The sequence below is a fragment of the Novosphingobium sp. PASSN1 genome, from assembly GCF_002278815.1.
Genome location: NZ_NKIS01000006.1, coordinates 224060 through 248239 on the forward strand (window position 1 = coordinate 224060; position 24180 = coordinate 248239).

Consider the following 24180-nt stretch of genomic DNA (forward strand, 5'->3'; position numbering starts at 1 on the left):
ACAGACATGGCATTTGCCGGAGAGGTGGCGTGGATCACCGGAGCATCATCGGGGATCGGCGCGGCAGTGGCACGGGCACTGGCGGCAGAGGGCGCGCATGTGATCCTTTCAGGCCGCAACGCCGCAGCGCTTGCAGAAGTCGCGGCGGAGTGCGCCACGGGCAATGCCACGGCGCTGGTCCTGCCTTTCGAGGCGACGGACCACCCGGCGGGCCTCGCCGCAGCGGAGCAGGCGTGGGCGTGGGCGCAGGAGCGCAGCGGCGGGATCGACATCCTGTTCAACAACGCCGGGATTTCGCAGCGCAGCCTTGCCGTTGATACCGACTACGGCGTCTATGAACAGATCATCGCGGTCGATCTGCTGGCCCCTATCGCGCTGACGCAGGCACTACTCGGGCGCATGGTGGCACGCGGCAAGGGCCGCATCGCGATGGTTTCCAGCGTGGCGGGCAAAGTCGGCGTGCCGCTGCGCACGGCCTATAGCGCAGCCAAGTTCGGCCTGATCGGCTATGCCAATGCGCTGCGCAGCGAAGTGACCGGCGAAGGCCTTCAGGTCCATGTCATCGCGCCCGGATCGGTGCGCACCAATGTCTCGCGCAATGCGCTGAATGCCGATGGCAGCCGCCGCGGGGTGAGCGACAAGGGTATCGACGGGGGCATGGACCCGGAGGTCGCAGCGGCGCAGATGCTGGCGGAAATGGCCGAAGGCAAGCGCGAGATCATCGTCGCCACCGGGTTCGAGCAGTTGATCGGCGAGGCCTGCCGCACGCCCGATGAAATCTTCGACCGGATGGCGAAGATGGTCGCCGATGGCTATGCCACCAAGATGGAAAGCCCCAAGGTGGAGAGCGCGCAATGAGCATGGACCTCACCCGGGTGAAGCTCGCGAACGGCATCGAACTCGATGTGGTGGACACCGGGCCGCGCGACGCGCCGGTGCTGATGTTCCTCCATGGGTTTCCCGAATCGCACCGCACCTGGCGGCACCAGATCGCGCACCTTTCGGGCCGGTTCCGCTGCATCGCGCCCGATCAGCGCGGCTATCGCGGTTCCTCCAAGCCAGAAGGCGCGGAAAACTACACGCCGGACAAGCTGATCGGCGACATCTTCCTTCTGGCGGACGCGCTGGGCGTGGGGCAGTTCACTGTGCTGGGCCACGATTGGGGCGGCGCGATTGCCTGGGGCGTGGCTTTGCTGGGGCAAGGCACCCGTGTCACCCGCGCGGTGGTCGCCAATGCGCCGCATCCGGGGATCTTCCAGAAGCTGCTCTACACCGATCCCGTGCAGCGCGGCGCGAGCCAGTATATGCGCGCGTTCCGCGATACCGCCAACGATGCCTTGGTGCGCGAACATGGGCTGGGCGCGCTGCTCATGCAGGTGCTGAACTGGGGTGACCGCGCGCCAGTGATGGAAGAGGCCGAACGCGCCGCGCTGCTGCAGGACTGGTCGAACGGCGACAGCGCCATCGCCATGCTCAACTGGTACCGCGCCAGCCCGATGGATGTGCCGGACATGGACGCGCCCTTCGCGCTGCCCGCAGGCTTCGCACCCCCACCGCTGCCGCCGCTCGCCATCCCCACGCTGGTGATCTGGGCGATGGACGACATGGCGCTGCCGCCCGCCAACCTTGACGGGCTGGACGCGATGATCCCGAACCTGACGCTGGTGCAAGTGCCCGATTGCGGCCACTTCGTGCCGTGGGAAGCACCGGAAAAGGTCAACGCCGCGCTGGATGCGTTTCTGAAATAGGGCAGTTCAGGCCAGTTCCAGCCGGAAGAAGTGCGTGTCCACCGCCATGCGTGGAAACCCTTCCGGCAAGGCATCGGTGTCGATCAGCACGAAGCCGTTCTTTTCATAGAACCGGATGGCGGCATGCAGCCGCGCGATGGTGCCCAGCGTGATCGCGGCGATCCCCTTGGCGCGGGCGTGATCGACAAGGATCGCCAGCAGCCGCGCCGCCACCCCATGCGCGCGCCCGCGCGCCTCGGCGGCGACGAACATCTTGCGCAGCGCGCCTTCATTGGCGCCGAATCCGATCAGGCCGATGGTACCAACAATCCGCCCGTCCATTTCAGCAACCCAGAAGCCGCCGGTGCCGGACTGGTAGACCTCAGCCACGGCATGCAAGTCCGGCTGGTCCGCCGCGGTGACGGGCACGGCGAACTCGCCCTGCTGGATGCCGACGATATGCGCGATGACAGCGGCCTCGTCGGACTTGGCGTAAGGGCGGTAGGTGACCTCAGGCATGATCAGAGCGTCTTGAACCCGTCCGTCTCGGACGCAAGCGTCTCCAGCCACTTCGCCAGCAAATCGCGCTTCGCCGGCATCAGCGCCTTGCCAGCCGGAGTCAGCACCCGTGCGGGAACATCACGCAGGTTTTCCTTGAGCATCGGCAGCACGGCGGGGCCATCGGGCTGCGCGCCATTGGGGTCGGCCAGCGCCATGATCCGCGCCGCGCCAATCGCGCCGAGCCAGTCGAGCGCGTCGGCATCGTGGAGATAAAGCGATTCGGGAACCGTCGGCGTGCGGTAGTACATATGCTCGCGGATCGCGGCCTGCACCTTCGGCAGCTTCGCCATCGGGAAGCCAGTGGGCGCAAGGATTTCACCGACGAGGTCTGCCGCGACGTCCGAGTGATCGAGATCGGCCTTCTCGTAAGGTTTGAACGCCGCCACATCGTGGAGATAGGCGGCGGCAAACAGCACATCGTCATCAAGCGTGACCTTGTCGGTGGCGGCCATCGCCTTGGCCAGCGCGTAGTCGCGGTCCGAATGCGAGGTACCCCACGCGGGGTGCTTGCAGTGCTCGATATTGAAGGCGCGGACCTTGGTGCGCCAATCGAGCGGCGGGGAATCCGCGAGAGCCGCAGCAGGCAAAGCGGCAAGCGCGAGGGCGGCGAGGAGCAAGTTCAGCGGACGCATATGCGGGGCTTTCAAGGCAGGTTCACGGGGAAGCTAGCACGCGCGCAGGCGGGTGCAATCGGTCCGTGCGGCCAACTAGCCTGCGCCGTGCCACGCCACCCACGCCCCGTGGGCATGCGCTTCGCCCAGCAGCACCGGCTCGCCCCCGCCCGGCCAGTGGCGCACGGTCAGTTCGTGGCGGAAGGTTTCGCGGTTGGTTTCCAGCATGATCCACGCCAGCCGTTGCCCGCCCTCGCCTGCGCCGATGATCGCCTTGGTGATGCGGGTGCGGGTTTCAGGCGGCAGGTATTGCCACACGATCGAGTGGTAAAACAAACGGGTGGTATCCGCCGCCAGCGGAGCCGCGAGGCGCAGATCGACCCATTCGCCCGCGTCCATCTGCATGAGGGTTGGCGGATGCTCGCTAGCGAGCTGAATGGCGGCGTCGATGCGCGCGAGCCGCTCGGTTACTTCGGCCCAGACATAGCTCTTGAGGCGCAGCGCCGCGGCAGGGTCGGCAAGGTTCACGGGCGCGCGGTCGCAGCCTTGAATGGATGCGATCTCCACCGGCGCAGGCACGGGCGGCGGACCGCGCCATTCGGGGGCGATGCGCATGGGCGAATCGGCCGGGCCGACCTTGGTGCCGCCGAGATCGTAGCGGTAGCGCTCCATCATCGTGTTGACGCCCGCGCTGGCACCCAGTTCGTTCAGCTCGAAGCGTGGGCCGGTGCGCGGGGAAAGCCACAGCAGCGCGGCCATGATCGAGGCGGAGCGGCCTGCCTCGTTGGTTTGCGGCGGGCCATCGAGCCACGGCAGCAAGGCGGCATCGTGCTGGCGCGTCAGGTCCACAATCAGCGCGTCCACCGCATCCTGATCGGTCAGTTCGCCGCGATAGACGGCGCCGAGGCGCGTATCGGTGCCCGACAACACAAGGTGATGAAACCCGCCTGCAAGGCGCAGTGGCAGCGCATCCTCCAGCGGCCGCCCCGGCCAGTTTGCCACGCGGCGGCCGGCCTCGGTCTTGCCGGAAAGCAGCGCAAGCTGCGCGCGTACCACCCGCGCGGTACAAGGCGCACCGTTGTTTGCCGCGTGGTCTGCCTGCCAGCGGATCGCCTCTGCGACATCATGCCAATCCATGACCCGTTCCATACGGTTGCCCTTTCCGGCCCTTTGCCATAGGGGCGAGCGGCTATGCCAGCTCCAACCGCCGCCCCAACCCCGATCGTTTTCGCCCTGCCCAAGGGCCGCATCCTCGATGAAGCGCTGCCGCTCCTGGGGGATGCCGGTGTCGTGCCCGAAGCGGACTTCTTCGACAAGAACTCCCGCAAGCTGAGCTTTGCCACCAGCCGCGCCGACATGACGATCATCCGCGTCCGCGCGTTCGATGTGGCGACGTTCGTGGCCCACGGCGCGGCGCAGGCCGGAATCGTCGGTTCGGACGTGATCGACGAGTTCGATTATGCCGACCTCTATGCCCCGGTCGATCTCGATATCGGGCACTGCCGCCTCTCCGTGGCCGAACCCGCCGCTGCGGTCGAAAACGGGGCTACCGCGCGCGAAAGCCATGCCCGCGTGGCTACCAAATATCCCAGCCTCACGCGCCGCCATTTCGAGAAGCTGGGCGTTGCGGCGGAAGTCGTGAAGCTCAATGGCGCGATGGAACTCGCGCCCTCGCTGGGCCTCGCCAGCCGGATCGTCGATCTCGTCTCTTCGGGCCGCACGCTGAAGGACAACGGCCTTGTCGAGACCAGCCGGATCATGCCGGTTTCGGCACGGCTCATCATCAACCGCGCCGCGCTCAAGACGGACAGCGCGCGGATGGGCGCACTAATCGATACGTTCCGCGAACTCGTGGCGCGCGGGAAAGCCGCCTGATGCAGCGCCTTTCCACGCGCGATGCCGGTTTCGCCGCAGCCTTTGCGGCGGTGGTGGGCGACCGGCGCGAAAGCGACGCCGATGTCGCGCGCGATGTGAGCGCGATTCTGGCCGACGTGCGCGCACGGGGTGACGCGGCGCTGGCCGACTACACGGCCCGGTTCGACGGGCACGATCTGGGTGACGACTGGCGCATTCCGGCCGAGACCTGCCGCGAAGCCTTTGACGCGCTCGATCCGGCCTTGCGTGCCGCGCTCGAACTCGCAGGCGAACGCATTCGGGCCTATCATCAGGCGCAGCTGCCCGAAGATCGCGACTATGTGGACGCCTCCGGCGTGCGGCTCGGCGCGAAGTGGCGGGCGGTCGATGGCGCGGGGCTCTATGTGCCCGGCGGGCGCGCGGCCTATCCCTCCTCGCTGCTGATGAACGCGATTCCGGCCAAAGTCGCAGGCGTGGGGCGGTTGGTGGTGACGACGCCGACGCCGAAAGGCGCGATCAATCCGCTGGTGCTGGCCGCCGCGCACCTTGCGGGCGTGGATGAAGTGTGGCGCGTCGGCGGCGCGCAGGCGATTGCCGCGCTCGCCTATGGTACGCAGCACATCGCCCCGGTCGATGTGATCACCGGGCCGGGCAACGCCTGGGTGGCCGAAGCCAAGCGCCAGCTCTACGGCGTGGTTGGCATCGACATGGTGGCCGGGCCTTCCGAAATCCTCGTCATCGCGGACGGCAAGAATGACCCGCAGTGGATCGCCGCCGACCTGCTCAGCCAGGCCGAGCACGATCCCGCCGCGCAATCGATCCTCATCACCGACGATGCCGCCTTTGCCGATGCCGTGACAGCCGCGGTCGAGGCCGAAATCGCGTTGCTGCCCACGGCCGCCGTGGCCCGCGCCAGCTGGTCTGCGCACGGCGTGATCATCGTGGTGGATTCGCTCACCGAGGCCCCTGCCCTCGCCAATGCACTGGCGGCGGAGCACGTGGAAATCGCGACGGACGATCCCGAGGCGCTGTTTGCCGAAATCCGCCACGCCGGTTCGGTCTTCCTTGGCCGCCACACGCCCGAGGCCATCGGCGACTATGTCGCCGGGCCGAACCATGTGCTGCCCACCGGGCGGCGCGCGCGCTTTGCTTCGGGCCTTTCAGTGCTCGATTTCATGAAGCGCACCAGTTTCCTCAGCGTGAACGAGGCTTCGCTGGGCGCAATCGGGCCAGCCGCCGTGGCTCTGGCCGAAGCGGAGGGCCTTGCAGCCCATGCCCGCTCCATCGAACTGAGGCTTGGAATATGAACCGCACCTCCCGCCTTACGGCTCGCTCCGCCGCGCGGCTCGCCGCCGTACAGGCGCTCTACCAGCTCGAAATGGAGCAGACGCCGCTGCACCTGCTGATCGACGAGTTCCACATGCACCGGCTCGGCGCGGAAATCGAAGACGACCAATACCACGATGCCGACGTCGCCTTCTTCGATGATGTGGTGCGCGGCGTGGCTGCCCGGCGCGACGAGATCGACGGCGCACTGACTGCCCGCCTCGCCGATGGCTGGTCCATAGCCCGGCTCGACCGCACGATGCTGCAGATCCTGCGCGCCGGAGCCTACGAGCTGATGGCGCGGCCGGACATCAGCGTCGGCACCGTGATCGGCGAATACCTCGACGTGGCGCACGCCTTCTTCGATGCGCGCGAGACGAAGTTCGTCAACGGGCTGCTCGATGCCGTGGCAAAGGACGTACGGGCTTAGTCTGCGCTGAAAGACGCAGAGAGAAAGAAACGCGCACACCCAACTGATGACATCGTCGGCCCGGACTTGATCCGGGCCTTGGCTTTGTTGTTCAGGCGTTTTGCAGGAAGAACAGCCAAACCCCGCGTCAAGCACGGGGTGACGAATAACCGATCACTGAAAAATCATCAGGGTCCGGAGCACTTTTACAGCCTATCCGCGTGCCAGCGGATGTGATCATCCATGAAGGTCGAGATGAAGTTGTAGCTGTGGTCGTAGCCGTCCTGCAGCCGCAGCGTCAGGTTCACGCCCGCCGCCTTGCAGGCCGCTTCGAGCAGTTCGGGGCGGAGCTGCTGCGCGAGGAAGCCGTCGGCCGCGCCCTGATCGACGAGGATGTCGCCCGCCGGGCGCTTGCCGTCTTCGATGAGAGCCACGGCATCATGCGCGCGCCATGCCGCGCGGTCCTGCCCGAGATAGCCGCCGAGCGCCTTGTGGCCCCACGGCACCTGGCCGGGCGCGACGATCGGCGCGAAGGCGGAGAGCGACTTGAACGTGTCCGGGAAGGTCAGGCCGATGGTGAGCGCGCCGTGGCCGCCCATCGAATGGCCCGTGATGCCCATGCGCGCGGGATCGATCGGGAAGTGGTCCTCGATCAGCGCGGGCAGTTCATGCGCGATGTAGTCCCACATGTGGTAATGCGCCGCGAAGGGTTCTTCGGTGGAGTTGACATAGAAGCCCGCGCCAAGGCCGAAATCGTAGGCCCCTTCCGCATCATCGGCCACGTCATCGCCGCGCGGGCTGGTGTCCGGGGCAACGAAGATCAGGCCAAGTTCGGCGCAGAGCCGCCGGTACTCGCCCTTGTCGGTCACGTTGGCGTGGGTGCAGGTGAGTCCCGAAAGATAGAACAGGACCGGCAGTTTTGCGCCGGCTTCCTCCGCCTGCGGGGGCAGGAAGACCGAAAAGGTCATTCCCGTCCCCGTCGCGGTGGATTGATGCCGATAGACGCCGAGCGTGCCGCCATGGGCTTTGCTGGTCGAAACGGTCTCGAACGTGGAATCAGGCGCCATCGTCAGTGTCTCAGCTACCGATCACGTGCAGGGCGCACAGCTTGTTGCCGTCCGGATCGCGCAGGTAGGCGAGGTAGTAGGGCGAACCTTCGCGCGGGCCCGGCGGATCTTCGCACGTGGTGCCGCCATTGGCGACGCCGGCGTCGTGCCATGCGTTTGCCTGATCCGGCGTCATTGCGAAGCCGATGGTGCCACCGTTGGCGCCGCAAGCGGGCGAACCGTTGATCGGCTTGGTGAGGAGGAAGATGCCGCCGTTGTGCATGTAGACCAGCCGACCAGCGGGATCGATGATCCCGGCGGGGCCACCGAATGCTGCGAACACGGCATCATAGAATGTCTTTGAGCGCTCGATATCATTGCTGCCGAGCATGACGTGCGAAAACATGGCCTCTCCTTTTTGTAGTCAGCCTGCCGACCAGCTCTTTGGCGAAGTCGGCACGAAGGCGGTGTGCCCGTGCCGGGGCGGTCCGGTCAAGGGGCCAGCGGGCTTGCCGGGCAGATTTCAGGCAGGCGGACCCTGCCGTGCAATGCCGCGCACGAAGATGCCGACGGCATGGCTCACCTGCCGCTCGATCTCGGCCTCGTCGGGCGGCGGGATGAGGCCGCTGGAGACGCGCAAGTGCAGATCACCGCGCACCATCGCAAGGAACTGTTCGGCCGCGAGGCGCGGATCGGGGCAATCGATCACCCCTTCCGCATGGAACCGGGCGAGCGCGGGAGTGAGCACGGCATAGGCCGCCTCCGGCCCGTAGGAAAAGAACGTGCGCGCCACTTCGGGAAAACGTTCCGCTTCGGCGTGGACGGTGCGGTGAATGACGATGGCATCGGGCTGGCACAGGCGGGTCAGGAAGATCTTGCCGAACTCGCGGAGTAACGTGGCCGGATCGGGGGAGCTGCCCGCAAGCTGCTCCAGCGGGCCGATCACCGCCTCGCACTTGCGCTGCATGACCGCGTGGAACAGCTCCTCCTTGGAGGCGAAGTACTTGTAGAGCGTGGCCTTCGAGCCGCCGAGCCGCGCCGCGATCGAGGACATCGACGATACGCCATAGCCCTCGCGGGCGAATATCTCCGAGGCGACGGAGAGGATATGCTCGCGGCGCTCATCCGGGCTGGCTCGCCCCAGCCGCTGGCTGGCGCCGGTATCTGGCCGATGGCCGGGCCCGGCATCTGGAATGGCTGCTACCTTAGTGACCATTCCGTACACTTATTCACTTGACTCGAAAGAAGCAAGCGGCCACTGCGTTAGTGACCGAACCGTACCGTCATTATGGTGTCATCGATGCGCATGGGTTTTTCGTTGAAGCACGCCGCTCCGGCGATTCCAGGTGTGCTGCGCCATGCTGCGTTGCTGGTCGGCTGCGCGGCGCTGGCTGGGTGCGCCACGATGCCCGATCTCGGTCCGAAACCGGCCTTGCGCGATCCCGCCACGCTGGGCGCGGCGCCCGCTGCGCCCGAAGGAAACTGGCCCGGCGATGGCTGGTGGAAGGACTACGGCGATCCGCAGATGGCGGCACTGATCGAGGAAGCGCTGGCGGGTTCGCCCACACTCGCCGGCGCAGATGCCCGCGCCCGCAAGGCGGCGGCCTATGCGACAAGCGCCGGGGCTGCACTGCTCCCCTCGCTGACCGCCAATGGTCAGGTGACCGGGGTCAAGCAGAGCTACAACAACGGCTTTCCCGCGCAGTTCGTGCCGAAGGGCCTGAACGACACCGGGCGCGTCAGCCTCGATCTGGGCTATGAGCTCGATTTCTTCGGCAAGAACCGCGCCGCGCTGCGCGCCGCCACCTCCGAACGCGAAGCCGCCCAGATCGAAGCGCGCGCCGCCCGGCTGGCGCTCGCCACCTCCGTTGCGGCTGCCTACGCCGATCTGGCCCGCCTCGCTGCCGAACGCGAAGTGCAGGTCGCCGCCGTGCAGCAACGCGAGGAAGTCGCCGCGCTCGTCGCCCGCCGCGTGATCAGCGGGCTCGATACGCGCGGCGAACAGCGCCAGGCCGAGGCGGGCGTGCCGCTGGCGCGCGGCGATCTGGCCGCGACGGACGAGGCCATCGCCCTCACCCGCAACCGCCTTGCCGCGCTGCTCGGTGCCGGGCCGGAACGCGGCGCAGCCATCGCGCTCCCCGCGCCTCACGCGCTGGCCGCGCCGGGTCTGCCCGCCAATCTCGCCCTCGATCTCATCGGGCGCCGCGCCGATATCGCTGCGGCCCGCCTCCGCGCCGAAGCCGCCGGTGCGCGGATCACCACGGCGCGCGCCGGGTTCTATCCCAACGTCAACCTGCTGGGCTTGATCGGCCTGCAATCGTTCGGGCTCGGCAATCTCACTGCCAAGGGATCGGACATCGCGCAGGCCGGTGCGGCCATCAGCCTGCCGATCTTTTCCGGCGGGCGGATCGAAGGACAGTACCGCGCGGCCCGCGCCGACTATGATGAGGCCGTCGCGCAGTACGACCAGACCCTCGTCCGCGCGCTCAACGATGTGGCCGATGCCGCCGCGTCAAGCCGCGCGCTGGGTGTGCGGCAGGCCGAGGCCCGCGCCGCGCTGGTCGCTTCAGAGGAAGCCTACGCCATCGCGCGGCGGCGCTATGAAGGCGGACTTTCGCCCTATCTTGCGGTGCTGACGGCGCAGGATGCGCTGCTCAGGAACCGCCAGCTTGTCGCCGCGGTCGATGCGCGCGCGCTCACTCTTACGATCGAGCTGATCCGCGCGCTTGGCGGCGGATACGGCGCGAAAGCATGATCAAGGATACCCCGATGGCTGAACGCGACCCCCAGATCATGCTGAAAACCACCGAAACCACGCCCCCTGTCGCCGCCCCAGTTGACGCTGGCGCAAAACGCAAGCGCGGCTTTGCCATTCTGGGCGGCGTCGTGCTTGCCGCCGGGGTGGTTTATGGCGGCTATGAACTGCTGTTTGCCGGGCGCTATGTCGAAACCGACAATGCCTATGTCGCGGCGGAAATCGCGCCGGTGACTGCGTTGGCGGCGGGCACGGTGATCAAGGTTGCCGCAATCGACACCGCCGCAGTGAAGAAGGGCGACGTGCTGCTGGAGCTCGATCCGGCCGATGCCCGGATTGCCGTGGCCGAAGCCGAAGCCGCCGTGGCGCAGGCGCTGCGCCGCGTGAACCAGACTGTGGCCACCGGCACCGCGCTCGATGCGCAAGTGAGCGCGAGCGAGGCCGATATCCGGCGCAGGCAGGCGCTGGTCGGCGTGGCAGCGGCCAATCTGGCGCGCGCGCGGCTCGATCTGACCCGGCGCGAGGCGCTGGTTCCGGGCGGCGCGGTTTCGGGCGAGGAGCTTTCGAGCGCGCGCAATGCCTTTGCCGCCGCGCAAGGGCAGCTGGCCGTGGCCGAAGCGGATCTGGCGCAGGCGCGTGCCTCGCGCGGGTCGGCCGCAGGGCAGTCCAGCGCCAATGCGGCGCTGGTCGGCGGCACGCTGCCTGCCGAAAACCCCGATGTGCTGGCCGCCAAGGCCCGGCTGGAGCGCGCAAAGCTTGATCTCGCGCGCACCGTGATCCGCGCGCCAGTCGATGGCATCGTCACGCAGCGCGCCGTGCAGGTGGGCCAGCGCGTTGCCCCCGGCGCAGTGCTGATGACCGTGGTGCCGCTGGGCGATGCGCATGTCGATGCCAATTTCAAGGAAAGCCAGCTGCGCCGCGTCACGCCCGGCCAGCCGGTCGAACTCACGTCGGACCTCTATGGCGGCGGCGTCGTCTTCCATGGCCGCGTGGTCGGCTTTTCGGGCAGCACCGGATCGGCGCAGGCGCTGATCCCGGCGCAGAACGCCACCGGCAACTGGATCAAAGTGGTGCAACGCCTGCCCGTGCGCGTCGCGCTCGATCCGAAGGAGCTGAAGGCGCACCCCTTGCGCATCGGCCTTTCGATGACCGCGACGATCGATACCGGAGCGAAGTGAGATGGGCGGAGTTGGAGAAGCTCCGCAGCTGAAGGGTTGGCCGCTGCTCCTGGCAGCGCTTAGCCTCGCGCTGGCCAACTTCGTGGTCATTCTCGATCTCACCATCGCCAATGTTTCGGTGCCGCATATCGCTGGAAGCCTGGCTGTCTCGCCGACTCAGGGTACTTGGGTGATCACCTCATATGCCGTGGCGGAAGCGATCTGCGTGCCGCTTTCGGGCTGGCTGGCGGCGCGGTTCGGCGCGGTGCGGGTGTTCCTCGTGGCGGTGGTCGGCTTTGCGCTGTCCTCGCTGCTGTGCGGATTGTCGGGCAGCCTCGAAGCGCTGATCATTTTCCGCATCATGCAGGGCTTCTGTGGCGGCCCCATCATGCCGATGTCGCAGACGCTGATGACCCGCATCTTCCCGCCCGAAAAGCAGGGTATGGCGCTCGGCCTGTGGAGCATGACGGTGGTTGTCGCGCCAATCCTCGGGCCGATCTTCGGCGGCACGATCTCGGATGACTGGAGTTGGCACTGGATCTTCTTCATCAACCTCCCGATCAGTGCGCTGTGCCTGCTCGGCACCTTGACCTACGTCCGGCGCTTCGAAACCCCGACGGCGAAGCGCCCGATCGATTATGTCGGCCTGGCGCTGCTGGTGATCTGGGTTTCGGCGTTGCAAGTCCTGCTCGATGAAGGGCGCAATGCCGATTGGTTCGCCAGCTCGTTCATCTGCACGCTCGCGGTGATCGCGGTCGTCGGCTTTGCCGCGTTCCTCATCTGGGAGCTGACGGAAGCCAATCCGGTCGTCGATCTCTCGGTCTTCGCCCAGCGCGGCTTCAGCGCGGCGGTTGCGGCGCAGAGCATCGCCTATGCCGGTTTCTTTTCCGCGATTGTGGTGGTCCCGCTCTTCCTGCAGACGAACCTGGGTTATTCAGCAACGTATGCCGGGTATGCCACCGCGTTCGTGGGCGTGCTTGCCGTGATCATGTCGCCCGTGGCGGCGGGCCTGATGGCGCGCTACGATGTGCGCAAGCTGATCACCTTCGGCGTCATCTGGCTGGGTGTGATTTCGCTGCTGCGCGCCAGCTGGGTCACGCAGATGGACTTCTTCACGATTTCACTGCCGCAGTTCCTGCAAGGCCTCGGAATGCCGTTCTTCTTCATCGGCACCACAGCACTGGCGCTGGGATCGGTGCGGCCCGACCAGACCGCATCGGCGGCAGGCCTCCAGAATTTCGTGCGCACGCTGGCCGGGGCATTCGCCACGTCGCTGGCGACGACGCTGTGGGAGCGCGAGGCCAAGATGGCGCACGAGGACCTGGCCGGGCTGGTTCACCCGCTGCCGCAAAGTGCCGGTTTCAGTGCGGAACAGGGCCGGATGGTGCTGGAGCGAATCGTCCAGACCGAAAGCGTAACTCTTGCCACCAATGCGATTTTCTGGGGCTGCACCGGATTGTTCGCACTTGCAGCGCTGATTGTCTGGGTGGCACCGAGGCCGCAAGGTCCGGTCGATCTGTCTGCCGCGCATTGACGCGCAAACATCTGTAATTGCAGTTTATTCCTGGATTTGAACGGCCTGCAGGCAATCTGCAGCGTAAAGGTGCGCCGGTTTGCGTTACGTACCTAACCATGCATCTTAACCACCGACGCGACCGCCTTAACCAAAATAACCACAAACATTCATAGGCTTGCTGCAAATGCGAGCGGACCCTTCATTCGCACTTTGCGAACGTATGTTATGTATGATACGTAATCTTCCTAAGGGTCCATCTGCGACCTGGGGTCCAAAAAAACACAAACGCTTCCAGTCCTTCGCCACTCGTGCGGCGCCGTTTTATTTGGAGTAGAAAGATGGCTAAACCCCCTGCTGGCTTTATTGCCCGCGCGATGTGTGCGCTTGCCGCAGCATCGCTGATTGCCGCCCCTGTGCTGGTCAACGCCGATGCTGGCGCCCCCAAGCACAAAGTCCACAAGAAGGCCGCAAAGAAGAAGGGCAAGGTCTGCCGTTCTTACAAGAGCGTCTACAAGAACGGGAAGAAGCGCCGCGTTTGCGCCGCTTACGTGTCATCGGGCTCGCGCTCGGCTGGCTACCTGCCCAAGACGACGACGATGACGACGACGACGACGACGCCGATGGCACCTCCGCCTCCGCCGCCGCCCCCGCCGCCGCCGCCTCCTCCCCCGCCTCCGCCGCCGCCTCCCCCGCCGCCACCCGGTATCATCCTTGGCGGTGCAGCCCTTGGTGGCGGCATTGGTGCGCTGATCGGTTCGAGCTCGGGCAACGACAGCCCCGGCGGCTGATCGCTCTCGCTTGAATTGTTAACAAACGGGATCGGCCCGGCCTTGATGAAGGCCGGGCCGTTTCTGTTTCTGCAGTTGCGCGAGTGCTGAAGGCCGCGCCGCGAGCGATTTCGCGAGCGATCAGCCCGGTGTCAGCGCCAGGCCCCGCTGGCTTCGGACGTCATTCCCACGGCGCGATAGGCTGCATCGATCAACGATTGGCCGCGCGGCCCCACCAGAATGCCTGCACCCATACGGTTCATGGTATAGCCCATGGCGAGGCCCTGCGCCGGATCGGCAAAACCGACGCTTCCCCCCATGCCGACATGGCCGAACGCGGTTTCGCCCAGGATCAGGCTGTCTGCGCCGGTAGCCCGATTGTCGGTGCTCACCATGAAGCCCATGGCAAAGCGCATCGGCTGGCAGAGCACGGCATCGCTGTGCGTGGCGGCGGAAACGCGGCTCATGCGGTGGAGCGTATCGGCAGACACGAGCGTGCCGCCGCCGTTTGCCAGCGGGGCATACATGCCAGCCAGCCCGCGCGCGTTGGTGATGCCATTGGCGCTGCCGATTTCGGCGGCATGAATCTCGCGCGAGTTGAAATCCGCACCGCCAAGGTTGGTCAGGAACAGCTGGGGCAGGCTGCCGGGCTGCGTTGTCGCCTTGCGGAAGAAGGCGGAAGCGAAGTTCACTTCCGCCGGATCGGCCGCAATCATCGGCGCAACGCGCGGCTCCTCGCTTTCCGGCAAGCCGATATGGAAATCGAGCCCGAGCGGCCCGGCCACGTTTTCGCGGAAATACTGCCCCAGCGGCATTCCGGCCACGAGCCGCACGATCTGCCCCACCGTCCACGCATACGTCACGCCGTGATAGCCTTGGCGCGTGCCCGGCTCCCAGTGCGCGGGCTCTGCCGCCACGCGCGCGGTCATGTAGTCCCAATCCGCGAGGCCGCCCTTGCGAATCGGCTCTGCCACATGCGGCACGGGCGAGGTGTGCGCCAGCATCATGCCGACGGTGGTCGCTTCCTTGCCGCCACTGGCAAATGCGGGCCAGATATCGCCGACCAGCGTATCGTAGGACAGCTTGCCCTGATCCACGAGCATGTGGAGGCACAGCGCAGTGGCCGCCTTGGTGCAAGAATAGACGATGGACACGGTATCGCGCCCCCACGCCGCGCCCGTTTGCGGATTGGCCACGCCGCCCCACAGATCGACCACGTTGCGGCCCTGATGCGTGATCGCCACGCTCGCGCCCTGCTCCTTGCGCTCCTCGAAGTTGCGGCGAAACTCGGCCAGCACGCCGGTGAACTGCGCATCGCAGTGGCCGGAAATCGTCCGGCCATCCGCCATTTCGAGGGCTACAGCGGTCATGTCAGGATGAAATCCTCGTGCTTGAAGGTCTTCGTCATCTGCCAGTAATCGACCAACCGATAGGGCAGCAATGCAAACACGCGGCCCGCATCGTTGCGATACCAGTTCGTAAGGCCCTTGTGCGTCCACACCATCCGGGCGTGGCGTTCATCCACATCAGCCACATAGGCATCGTGCGCCGCGGTGGTCACGTCGATGGCCTTGGCGCCGGTTTCCACCACTTCGCGCAGCGCGGTGAGGATCAGGCGCATCTGGCATTCGGTGATGAAGATGACGTTCCCGCCATGCGCAAGGCCGGTGTTCGGCCCCATCAGCATGAAGAAATTGGGAAAACCGGGAACCATCGTGCCGATATAGGCGGTGGCATCGTCCGGGCCCCACACCGTGTGCAGATCGCGCCCGCCCTCGCCCGTGATGGTCATCGGGGCGAGCATCTTGCTGGCCTGAAAACCGGTCGCGTAGATGATCACGTCGGCCTCGATCAGGGAGCCATCGGCCATGACCACGCCTTCGGGCACGATCTTCGCAGGTACGCCCGTCACCAGATCGACATTGGGCCGCAGCAGCATGTCGTACCAGTTGTTGTCGACGAGGATGCGCTTGCCATAGGGCGGATAGCTCGGCGTGCACTTGGCGATGAGATCATCGCGCCCCGCCAGCTTACCGCGCAAGTACCGCTCCATGAACTGGCGGTGGCGCGCATTGACCTGGTTGATCGATTTGCCGCCATCGTCCCAAGCCGGATCGACCTGCAGCGAAGCATGGAGCCCATCGGCAAAAGCCCAGAACAGCTGGAACCGGTACCACCGCGCGAAGAACGGCACGTGGGCGAGAACCCACTTCATGCCTTCCGAAACTTCGGCAAAGTAATTCGGATTGGGCACCACCCAGTGCGGTGAACGCTGCAGGATCGTCAGCTGCGCCACATCGGGCGCGATCGTCGGGCCGACCTGCTGGCCCGAAGCGCCGGTGCCGATCATGATGACGCGCTTGCCTTTGAGGTCCAGCCCCTCCTGCCACTGCGCGGTGTGGAGCGCGGTGCCGGCGAACGTCTCGCACCCTTGGATATCGGGCAACTTGGGCCGATTGAGCACGCCAACGGCAGAGATTACCGCACGGGCCTTGATGTGTGAAACCGCGCCCGAGCCATCGCGCGTGGTGACATCCCATGTGCCGCTTGCGCTGTCATACGTCGCGGCGCTCACTTCGGTCTCGAAGCGGATATTCTCGCGCACGCCATACTTGTCGGTCGCGCGCTCGAAATAGGTCCACAGTTCATCGCGCTTGGCGAAGAAGTGCGCCCATTCGTGATTCAGCTCGAACGAGTAGGAATAGAAGTGGTTGGGGGTATCGACACCGCAGCCCGGATAGAAGTTTTCATACCAGCTGCCGCCCACCGCGGCGTTCTTCTCGATGATCGTATAAGGGATGCCCGCCTGCCCCAGCCGGATCGCGGCGCACACGCCCGACATGCCCGCGCCGATGATCACCACCGGGAAGCTTTCGAGCGCGGCCGGTTCGGGCTGCTTGCGCCAGATCAGCCCGCGCGGATCGGGCTGGGCGGCCTCCAGATCCTCGCGCATCATTGCGGTATAGTCTGCACTGACATGTTCGCCGACTGCCGTAGACAGCATCTCTTGCAGGAAATCGCCTTCGGGCAGCGGCGGCAGCGGACGGCCCGTGCGCGCATAATCGAGGAGCGCCGCTTCCAGCCGCGCGCGAATCTCTGCGCGCAAGTCCTCGGGCATCGTTTCGTGATAATTCATCGGGCCGGTGATGTGCGGGCGCGCGCGTTCAAGCAGGCCATGATCGCCGGTCAGCTGCACCAGCACGAGCATCAGCGTGGCAGCGTCGGCCTCGGCCAGAGCGGCGCGCAGCGCCTGCGGATCGGCGGCCAGCGCAGACAGATCGACGGGATCGCCCGCACCCGGGCTTTCCAGATTCAGCGTGGTCAAGCCACTCTCTCCCTCAATATCACTTGCAATCTACCTAGCGGAACCTGTATCTACGCGCCAGTAGATAAAAGATGCACGCAGTTTCAATGCTGCGGGGGATGAGGGGATTGATCATGGTTCGCAGCCAGTTTTCCGCACGTATCGTTACCAAGTCGCGCCGCGCCGCGCTCGGCCTGCTGATGGCCAGCGCCGCAGTGGCGGCCACGCCCGCACTGGCGCAGGAAGCCGCCCAGCCCGCTACCCAGGCCACCGAAGGCCTTGCCGATATCGTGGTGACGGCCACGCGCAGCTCGGAATCGCTGTCCAAGGTCGCGGCCTCGGTTTCCGCCGTTTCGGCTGCCGATCTCGGCGTTGGCGGGGTGAAGGACGTCCAGTCGCTCGCCACCGCGATCCCCAACCTTTCGGTGGGTGATCAGTTCGGCGTGAATCGCATCTTCATTCGCGGCATCGGCCTCACCTCGATCGATCTTGGCGCAGACGGCGGCGTCGCCTTCCTGCAGGACGGCGCGCAGATCGCCCGCCCCGCCGCGCAGCTTTCGGGCTTCTATGATCTGGAGCGCGTCGAAGTGCTGCGCGGGCCGCAGGGCACGCTCTATGGCCGCGGCGCGACGGCGGGCGCGATCAACCTGATCACCAAGAAGCCGACTGCCGATCTCGATGGCTATATCCGCGCCAGCTACGGCAACTACAACGCCGCCACCGTTGAAGGCGCAATCGGCGGCTCGATCAGCGAAAGCGGCAAGGTGATGATCCGCCTCGCGGGCAAGTACGACCGCCGCGACGGCTACGGCATCAACGAGTTCACCGGGCAGGATATCGACAACCGCGATGCCTACGCCTTCCGCGGCACCCTGCTGTTCAAGCCGGTCGAGGACCTGTCGGTCACGCTTTCGGGCGAGTATTTCAACGAGAACGACAGCAACTACGCGTTCCACTATTTCGGCCCGACGGTACGCCCGGAAAACTTCCTCGGCTCGCTGATCGGCGGCAAGTCGCTGTTCACCGTGGCGGCGGCGGCTGGCAAGAAGGCCAACATCCGCAACATCTGGTCGGATCAGGAACCGCTCAACAAGCGCGACGGCTACAGCTTCACCGGCACGATCAATTGGACGCCGGGCGATTGGGACGTGAAGTCGATCACCTCGTACCACAAGTTCACGCGCTTCAACCGCGACGATCTTGATGCGTCCGATGCTAACATGTTCGGGCAGAACAACTACGATGAGCGCAGCAAGACCTTTAGCCAGGAATTCGTCGGCAGCTACAAGAGCGAGAAGTTCGATGCGCTGATCGGTGCCAACTACTTCCACGAAGAGTTGTTCGGCAGCGTGCGCGTTCCGCTGATCAACCTCGGCATCCTGTTCGGCCTGCCGGCGAACACGTTCAATGCGGCCAACTATCTCCAGTTCGGCACGGTCAAGATCAATGCCTACGGCGTCTATGCGCAAGGCTCCTATGCGGTGAGCGACAAGCTCAAGATCACCGCTGGCGGACGCTTCAGCCATGAAAAGCGCGAAGGCGTCGGCACGTTCGATTTCCTCGGCGGCGTCAGCACCGACAAGGCCAAGAGCTGGAACGCCTTCACCCCCACCGTCACGCTCAACTATCAGGCGAACGACGCGACGCTGGTCTATGCCTCGGTCACGCGCGGGTTCAAATCGGGCGTGATCAACGTCGGTTCGCGCAACGACGTGATCAACCCCGAATACGTGTGGAGCTACGAGCTCGGCCTCAAGACCGCGACGGCGGACCGCAAGCTGCAGGCCAATCTCGCCGCGTTCTACATGGACTACAGCGATCTGCAGGTCGGCTTCGTCGATGCGACCAGCGTTGTCACCACGGTCAATGCCGCTTCGGCCCGCAACTACGGCGTCGAGGCCGAACTGCGCGCCAAGCCACTGCCGGGCCTCACGCTCGAACTGTTCGGCACCTACCTCAACGCCAAGTACCGCAAGTTCGTGACCGGTGATTACCGGCAGGCCTTCAAGCAGATCAGCGTGGCGGGCAACCGCCTGCAGAACGCACCGGAATTCTCGTTCCGGGCGGGCGCGGATTACGACATCCCGGTCGGCTCTGCGGGCAAGCTCAACGCACGCGCCGAAGTGAACTGGCAGGACCGCGTGTTCTTCACCGAGTTCAACAACGCCGATGCCACGCAGGCCCCTTATGCCCTGATCAACGCCGGGCTGCGCTTCACTTCGGCGAACGACAAGTGGTCGGTTGATGTCTGGGGCCGCAACCTTGCCAACAAGCTGGTGATCACCAACAACATCATCACCGCGCCGCTGTTCAGCAGCGTCCGCGTCGGCTCGGTCGCCCCGCCGCGCACCTATGGTGTTACGTTCGGGCTGAATTTCCGCTGATCACAGGCGGACGGGAGGATAAAGGGATGAGCGATGCGCTGCGGTTCGACCTGACCGATCCGCAGCTCAAGCGCGATCCCTATCCCGTGTTCAAGGCCCTGCGCGATGCAGAGCCGATGCATTTCTCCCCGATGGGGTTCTGGATCGCGACGCGCTATGACGATGTGCGCCAGATCCTGATGGACCGCACGAACTTCGGGCAGGGCGATTTCCTCTCGAACATCCGGCTGTTTTATGGGCCGGACTTCGACGTCCTCTCGCATTCGGCCTATCGTTGGCTTTCGGAAATCTTTCTCTATCAGGACCCGCCGCGCCACACGCGCGTGCGGGGCCTCGTCACGCAGGCGCTCACCGCGCGGCGCGTGATCGAAATGCGTCCGCGCGTGCAGGCCGTGGCAGACCGGCTGCTCGATGCCGTGGCGGGCGATGGCCGGATGGAAGTGATCCACCAGTTCGCCTACCGCTTCCCCACCCTCGTGATGTGCGACATGCTCGGCCTCTCGGCAGAGGAAGCCTCGGACGAAGTGCTTGCCGCGCTCAATCAGGCCATCGCCGACAGCTTCGTGGTGTTCGAGATGCGCGCGTTTTCGGACGCCGAACTCGGCCTTGCCAACCGGCAGATGGATTTCCTGCTGGATTTCTTCGGCTCGGTGATCGCAGACCGCCGCCGTGCGCCGCGCGACGATCTCGCCACCGCGCTGTGCAACGCGCGCGACGAGAACGGGCCGCTCAGCGACCACGAGATCGCGACGGTTGCCATCGGCTTGTTCGGCGCTGGCTTTGAAACCACCGCGCACATGATCGGCAATGGCCTGCTAAGCCTCGCGAAGTTTCCCGACCAGTGGGCGAAGCTGGTGGCCGATCCGTCACTCGCCGAATCCGCGACCGAAGAGATCCTGCGCTATGAAAGCTCGCTGGTCGGCACCAACCGCACGGCCTTCACCGATACCGAAGTGGGCGGCCAGACGATCCGCGCGGGCGAGCGCGTGCTGACGCTGGTGGCTGCGGGCAACCGCGACCCTGCCGTGTTCGACGAGCCTGATCGGTTCGACATCACGCGCAAGGGGCCGAAGCATCTCTCGTTCGGGGGCGGCATTCACTTCTGCGTGGGCGCGGAACTGGCGCGGCTGGAAGGCGAAATCGCGCTCAAGTCGCTCGTCACGCGCTTCCCGAACCTGCAGATCGATGCCGCCAGCGCCGCGTGGCGGCAGGAAGGCTTCATGTTCCGCGGGCTGACCCAGCTCAACGTGAGTTGGTAATCAGAGCTTTTCCTTCTTCAGCCGCATCCCTGCCTTCTCGCGGTCCCACGTATCGGGCGTGATCCCTTCGGCGCGCAGTTCGGCCTTCATCACCTTCGCCGTCGGTGTCTTGGGCAGTTCGGGCAGAACGCGGATATAGCGCGGCACCATGAAGTAGGGCATCCGCGCCGCGAGGAACTCCGAAAGCGCCACGGGATCGATGCTTGCGCCCGGCACCGGGGCGATCACGGCCATGACCTCGTCTTCCGAATACTCGCTCGGTACGCCGATCACCGCCGCCTCGCGCACATCGGGGTGCGCAGTGACGTCGCTTTCCACTTCGAACGAGGAGATGTTCTCGCCCCGCCGGCGGATCGCGTCCTTCACCCGGTCGACGAAGTAGAAATACCCTTCCGCATCGCAGCGGAAGGCGTCGCCGGTGTGGAACCAGCCATTGCGCCAGGCCTTCGCGGTGGCTTCGGGGTTCTTGTGATAGCCGTGGTTCATCGCCCAGGGGCGGTCGGTGCGCACGATCATTTCGCCCACCGTGCCGATGGGCACTTCGCAGTCGTTCGCGTCCACCAGCCGCACATCGACGCCGGGACGCACCTTGCCGCAGGTGCCCAGCTTCACCGGATTGGGCTCCGAGACGATGGGGGAGGAAATCTCGGTCATGTTGAAGATCGTGTAGACGTCGATCCCGAAGCGCTCGTGGAACGGCCCCGCCGCCTCGGTCAGCGGCACCATGAAGGCCTTGGTCACGCCGTGATCCCTGTCCTCCGGCCCCGGCGGACGCTTGATGAGGAAGGTGGCCATTACGCCCAGCAGGAAGATCGTGGTGCACTGCGTGCGCTTCACGAAGTCCCAGAACGTGTCGGTCGAGAAGTTCTCCATCAGCGCGATCGAGCCGCCGCGCGCCAGCATCACGAAGGGAATGCCCAGCCCGCCGATATGGAACACCGGCATATTGACGAGGAAGCGGTCCTTGCCACTGACGAAGTGCCAGCTTTCCGGCCCGGCGTTGGTGTAGAGGTGGAGGTAGGACGACAGCACGCCCTTCGAGGGGCCGGTTGTGCCCGACGTGTAGATGATCGATTGCGTATCCCACGGCTCGATCGGACTGGCGAGCGGCACAAGCTCCGCTTCCTCACCGCTCACCGCATCGAAGGCATGGACGGCAAAGCGCGCGGGCGCGGTGCCATCGCCCAGCTGGACGATGGTCGAAACCGCCGCCGTATCGATCCCCTCCAGCCGGTCCAGCAGCCCGCCGTGGGCCACCAGCACCGTGGCATCGGAATTGGCCAGCACATGTTCGAGAATCGAGCCGCGATAAGCCGTGTTGAACGGCACGAACACGCCGCCAAGGTAGTTGATCGCATAAAACACGATCAGCGCCTCGCGCCCATTGGGCAGCCACACGGCAACGTGATCGCCGCGCTTCACGCCGAGCTCGGCCAGCCCCGCCGCCTTGCGCACGACCAGATCGCGCAGCTGCGCATAGGTCCACTGCCCGCCATCCTCGAACACGGCATAGACCGCATCCGGCTGCGCCGCCGCATGATCGTCGATCAGATAGCGCAGCACGCAGCGCCGCCGATCCAGCACGCGCGGATCGCTGTGGCCCTTTGCTTCAGACATGCGCGCCACCTGCAGGCTGCACCATCTTCTGCACCATCGTGATCGCGTCCATCACCACTTCCGTGGCGGACCAGCGCCCGCCTTCGTGATACCACAGGGCAATCCAGCTCAGGAGACCCGAAACCCAGATCGCGGTGCGCGAGGGGTGCGCCACATCGAACTCGCCGCTGCGCTTGCCCCGCTCCAGCAGCGCCGCCAGCTTGGTATCGAAGGCATGGCGCAGTTCGCGGATGCGCCGCGCGTCTTCGGGCAGCAGGCTCTTTTCTTCCCGCAGGTACACGGTCACATAGCGCTGGTTCTCGATGATGATCCGCGCCACGCGCTCGACCACGATCTTCAATTGCTCGCTCGCCGTGCCTTCGACGGAGAGCGCCTCTTCCAGCGCGGTAAGCGAAAGCTGGATACCCGTTTGGCAGATCTCGTAGAGCAGCTCGCCCTTGTTCTTGTAGTACGAGTAGATGAAGGGCTTCGTCACATTGAGCTGCTCGGCCACCGAATCCAGCGTCGTAGCCTCATAGCCATTCGCGAAGAAGAAGTGGCTCGCCTCCTCAAGGATCCGCCGCCGCTTGTAGGCGGTGATTTCATCCTTGAGCTGAGCCGCAGCGCGCTTCTTTTTCGACTTGTCCATGATGTCCGCCGGGTCAATGCTGTCGGCAATTTTGTGCATCAGCCCATCGCGGTCCGCAAGATTTCCATCACGTCAGCGGCCGTGGTGATCGTGCGCGGATTGGTGCGGCCCCAGATGTCTTCGAGCGTATATTCGGAGATCAGCTGAAGCTGGTCCTCGCGCACGCCGACTTCCTTCAAGGAGCGCGGCATCCCGAGCCCACGGATCAGCTTGTCGAGCAGTTCGGAGGCCGGGCGGCTGGCATCGCCGAGGCACGCGCTGATGCGCTTCTGTCGCTCGCCGTTCACGGGTGCGTTGAACGCCTGAACATAGGGCGACATCACGCAACTGGTGTGGCCGTGCGGCACATCGCACGTGCCGCCGAGCACGTGGCCGATGGCATGGCTTGCGCCCATCGGCACGCCGCCGATGATCGGGATCATCGATTGCCACGCGCCGATCTGGCACTTCAGCCGCGCATCGAGATCGTTCGGGTTCGCCTTCACGGCGGGCAGACCTTCGGCGAGCAGGCGCAGCGCGCTATCGGCGATGCCGTCGCAGAAATCGTTGGAGAGGAACGAGGCCAGCGTCTCGGTCGCGTGATCGACCGAACGCACGCCGGTCGAGAGCCACAGCCATTCGGGCGTGTGCACCGTGATCGCAGGATCGAGCACGACGCAGACCGGCACCATCTCGCGCTGGGTATAGGCCTGCTTGAGCTTGATCGCCTCGTCCGTCGCGCCCGAAAGCGGGTTGAATTCGCCGCCCGAAAGCGTGGTCGGCACGCAGATCGCGCGCACGTCCGGCCCGGCGAACTCGGGGATCACCATCGCGCCGGTATCGTCCACCCGCACGCGGTAGTCGTCGAAGCCTTCGATGGTGGTGATATTGTGCTTGAGGCAGACGAGCAGGATCTTGCCCGCATCCGTCACCGAACCGCCGCCGACAGTGACGACGAGATCGGCGCCAGCCGCGCGCGCGGCATTGGCCGCTGCCAGCACATCGCTGCGCGGAGCATGGGGCTGGATGCCATCGTGCGTGGCGGCATGGCGCGCACCGAGCGCGGCCTCGATGCGGCGGATCTCGTCGGTCTGGCGGTTGAGGTAGCTGCTGGCGAGGATGAACACACGGCTGGCGCCGCGCGCCGCGGCTTCCTGCGCAACTGCTTCGGCTGCCGGCACGCCCAGCGTAACGCGCTCGGTTGCCGTGAGCATGACCTGTGAGGCTGTGACCACTGCCGTTCTCCCATAATTGCTATGTTTATACTGCTTGGTAGCAAT

General features: G+C 65.5%; 22 protein-coding genes. 11 read left to right on the top strand and 11 right to left on the bottom strand.

The features are described from left to right. The first annotated feature begins 6 nt into the window (after positions 1 to 6). Positions 7 to 858 (top strand): SDR family NAD(P)-dependent oxidoreductase, encoded by an 852-nt coding sequence (locus CFE35_RS12175; protein ID WP_292930868.1) that lies wholly within the window; start codon positions 7 to 9, stop codon positions 856 to 858. After that, positions 855 to 1748: an alpha/beta hydrolase gene (locus CFE35_RS12180; RefSeq protein WP_292930869.1), complete on the top strand. Its 894-nt coding sequence runs from the start codon at positions 855 to 857 to the stop codon at positions 1746 to 1748. The genes CFE35_RS12175 and CFE35_RS12180 overlap by 4 nt, the downstream gene beginning before the upstream one ends. A gap of 6 nt (positions 1749 to 1754) precedes the next feature. Here CFE35_RS12180 and CFE35_RS12185 read toward each other — a convergent pair whose 3' ends face one another. The 3 genes from CFE35_RS12185 to CFE35_RS12195 form a co-directional block, all read right to left on the bottom strand. Next, positions 1755 to 2246, bottom strand: a complete 492-nt coding sequence (locus tag CFE35_RS12185) for a GNAT family N-acetyltransferase (protein ID WP_292930870.1) — start codon at positions 2244 to 2246, stop codon at positions 1755 to 1757. Positions 2247 to 2248: 2 nt separating this feature from the next. Then, positions 2249 to 2920 (bottom strand): HD domain-containing protein, encoded by a 672-nt coding sequence (locus tag CFE35_RS12190; protein WP_292930871.1) that lies wholly within the window; start codon positions 2918 to 2920, stop codon positions 2249 to 2251. Positions 2921 to 2995: 75 nt separating this feature from the next. Then, positions 2996 to 4036 carry a DUF2332 domain-containing protein gene (locus tag CFE35_RS12195; RefSeq protein WP_292930872.1) on the bottom strand — a complete coding sequence of 347 codons (1041 nt, stop codon included), beginning with the start codon at positions 4034 to 4036 and terminating at the stop codon, positions 2996 to 2998. Positions 4037 to 4090: 54 nt separating this feature from the next. On the opposite strand from CFE35_RS12195, the gene hisG reads away from it, so the two are divergent. Genes hisG through nusB form a run of 3 tightly spaced genes read left to right on the top strand, consistent with a single transcriptional unit; the run spans position 4091 to position 6509 of the window. Then, entirely contained in the window at positions 4091 to 4774 is a 684-nt protein-coding gene (hisG, locus tag CFE35_RS12200) for an ATP phosphoribosyltransferase (RefSeq protein WP_292930873.1), read from the top strand. Then, positions 4774 to 6060: a histidinol dehydrogenase gene (hisD, locus tag CFE35_RS12205; protein WP_292930874.1), complete on the top strand. Its 1287-nt coding sequence runs from the start codon at positions 4774 to 4776 to the stop codon at positions 6058 to 6060. The genes hisG and hisD overlap by 1 nt, the downstream gene beginning before the upstream one ends. After that, positions 6057 to 6509 (top strand): transcription antitermination factor NusB, encoded by a 453-nt coding sequence (gene nusB / locus CFE35_RS12210; protein ID WP_292930875.1) that lies wholly within the window; start codon positions 6057 to 6059, stop codon positions 6507 to 6509. The genes hisD and nusB overlap by 4 nt, the downstream gene beginning before the upstream one ends. Positions 6510 to 6694: 185 nt before the next feature. On the opposite strand, the gene fghA is transcribed toward nusB, so the two are convergent. The 3 genes from fghA to CFE35_RS12225 all read right to left on the bottom strand — a co-directional run bounded on the left by fghA (position 6695) and on the right by CFE35_RS12225 (position 8750). Continuing rightward, positions 6695 to 7555, bottom strand: coding sequence for an S-formylglutathione hydrolase (gene fghA, locus CFE35_RS12215; protein WP_292930876.1), 861 nt, complete (start codon positions 7553 to 7555; stop codon positions 6695 to 6697). Between the two features lie 10 nt (positions 7556 to 7565). Beyond that, positions 7566 to 7940, bottom strand: a complete 375-nt coding sequence (locus tag CFE35_RS12220) for a VOC family protein (RefSeq protein ID WP_292930877.1) — start codon at positions 7938 to 7940, stop codon at positions 7566 to 7568. Between the two features lie 117 nt (positions 7941 to 8057). Continuing rightward, positions 8058 to 8750 carry a TetR/AcrR family transcriptional regulator gene (locus CFE35_RS12225; RefSeq protein WP_292930878.1) on the bottom strand — a complete coding sequence of 231 codons (693 nt, stop codon included), beginning with the start codon at positions 8748 to 8750 and terminating at the stop codon, positions 8058 to 8060. Between the two features lie 90 nt (positions 8751 to 8840). Here CFE35_RS12225 and CFE35_RS12230 point away from each other — a divergent pair, with 90 nt between their 5' ends. From CFE35_RS12230 to CFE35_RS12245, 4 genes are all read left to right on the top strand, one after another. Beyond that, positions 8841 to 10289: an efflux transporter outer membrane subunit gene (locus tag CFE35_RS12230; RefSeq protein ID WP_292930879.1), complete on the top strand. Its 1449-nt coding sequence runs from the start codon at positions 8841 to 8843 to the stop codon at positions 10287 to 10289. 14 nt (positions 10290 to 10303) lie between these two features. Continuing rightward, the gene (locus CFE35_RS12235) at positions 10304 to 11467 is read left to right on the top strand and encodes an HlyD family efflux transporter periplasmic adaptor subunit (protein ID WP_292930880.1); all 1164 of its coding nucleotides are present in this window, start codon (positions 10304 to 10306) and stop codon (positions 11465 to 11467) included. A 1-nt stretch (position 11468) separates the two neighbouring features. Continuing rightward, the gene (locus CFE35_RS12240) at positions 11469 to 12980 is read left to right on the top strand and encodes a DHA2 family efflux MFS transporter permease subunit (protein ID WP_292930881.1); all 1512 of its coding nucleotides are present in this window, start codon (positions 11469 to 11471) and stop codon (positions 12978 to 12980) included. 320 nt (positions 12981 to 13300) lie between these two features. After that, positions 13301 to 13750, top strand: a complete 450-nt coding sequence (locus tag CFE35_RS12245; protein WP_292930882.1) for a hypothetical protein — start codon at positions 13301 to 13303, stop codon at positions 13748 to 13750. Positions 13751 to 13881: 131 nt separating this feature from the next. On the opposite strand, the gene CFE35_RS12250 is transcribed toward CFE35_RS12245, so the two are convergent. Further along, the gene (locus CFE35_RS12250) at positions 13882 to 15099 is read right to left on the bottom strand and encodes a serine hydrolase domain-containing protein (RefSeq protein WP_292930883.1); all 1218 of its coding nucleotides are present in this window, start codon (positions 15097 to 15099) and stop codon (positions 13882 to 13884) included. Further along, positions 15096 to 17054: an NAD(P)/FAD-dependent oxidoreductase gene (locus CFE35_RS12255; protein ID WP_292930884.1), complete on the bottom strand. Its 1959-nt coding sequence runs from the start codon at positions 17052 to 17054 to the stop codon at positions 15096 to 15098. The genes CFE35_RS12250 and CFE35_RS12255 overlap by 4 nt, the downstream gene beginning before the upstream one ends. Positions 17055 to 17167: 113 nt before the next feature. Between CFE35_RS12255 and CFE35_RS12260 the strand changes: the two genes are divergently transcribed. Continuing rightward, positions 17168 to 19417 (top strand): TonB-dependent receptor, encoded by a 2250-nt coding sequence (locus CFE35_RS12260; protein ID WP_292930885.1) that lies wholly within the window; start codon positions 17168 to 17170, stop codon positions 19415 to 19417. A gap of 26 nt (positions 19418 to 19443) precedes the next feature. Continuing rightward, positions 19444 to 20676 (top strand): cytochrome P450, encoded by a 1233-nt coding sequence (locus CFE35_RS12265; RefSeq protein ID WP_292930886.1) that lies wholly within the window; start codon positions 19444 to 19446, stop codon positions 20674 to 20676. Here CFE35_RS12265 and CFE35_RS12270 read toward each other — a convergent pair whose 3' ends face one another. From CFE35_RS12270 to CFE35_RS12280, 3 genes are read right to left on the bottom strand one after another with little or no spacing between them, the layout of a single operon-like run. Continuing rightward, on the bottom strand, positions 20677 to 22293 hold the full coding sequence (locus CFE35_RS12270) for an AMP-binding protein (protein WP_292930887.1): 1617 nt from the start codon (positions 22291 to 22293) through the stop codon (positions 20677 to 20679). Next, complete coding sequence (locus CFE35_RS12275) at positions 22286 to 22960, bottom strand: TetR/AcrR family transcriptional regulator (protein ID WP_292930888.1); 675 nt, start codon at positions 22958 to 22960, stop codon at positions 22286 to 22288. Before CFE35_RS12275 ends, CFE35_RS12270 begins: the two co-directional genes overlap by 8 nt. Then, positions 22960 to 24135: an iron-containing alcohol dehydrogenase gene (locus tag CFE35_RS12280; RefSeq protein WP_292930889.1), complete on the bottom strand. Its 1176-nt coding sequence runs from the start codon at positions 24133 to 24135 to the stop codon at positions 22960 to 22962. Before CFE35_RS12280 ends, CFE35_RS12275 begins: the two co-directional genes overlap by 1 nt. Between the last annotated feature and the right edge of the window lie 45 nt (positions 24136 to 24180).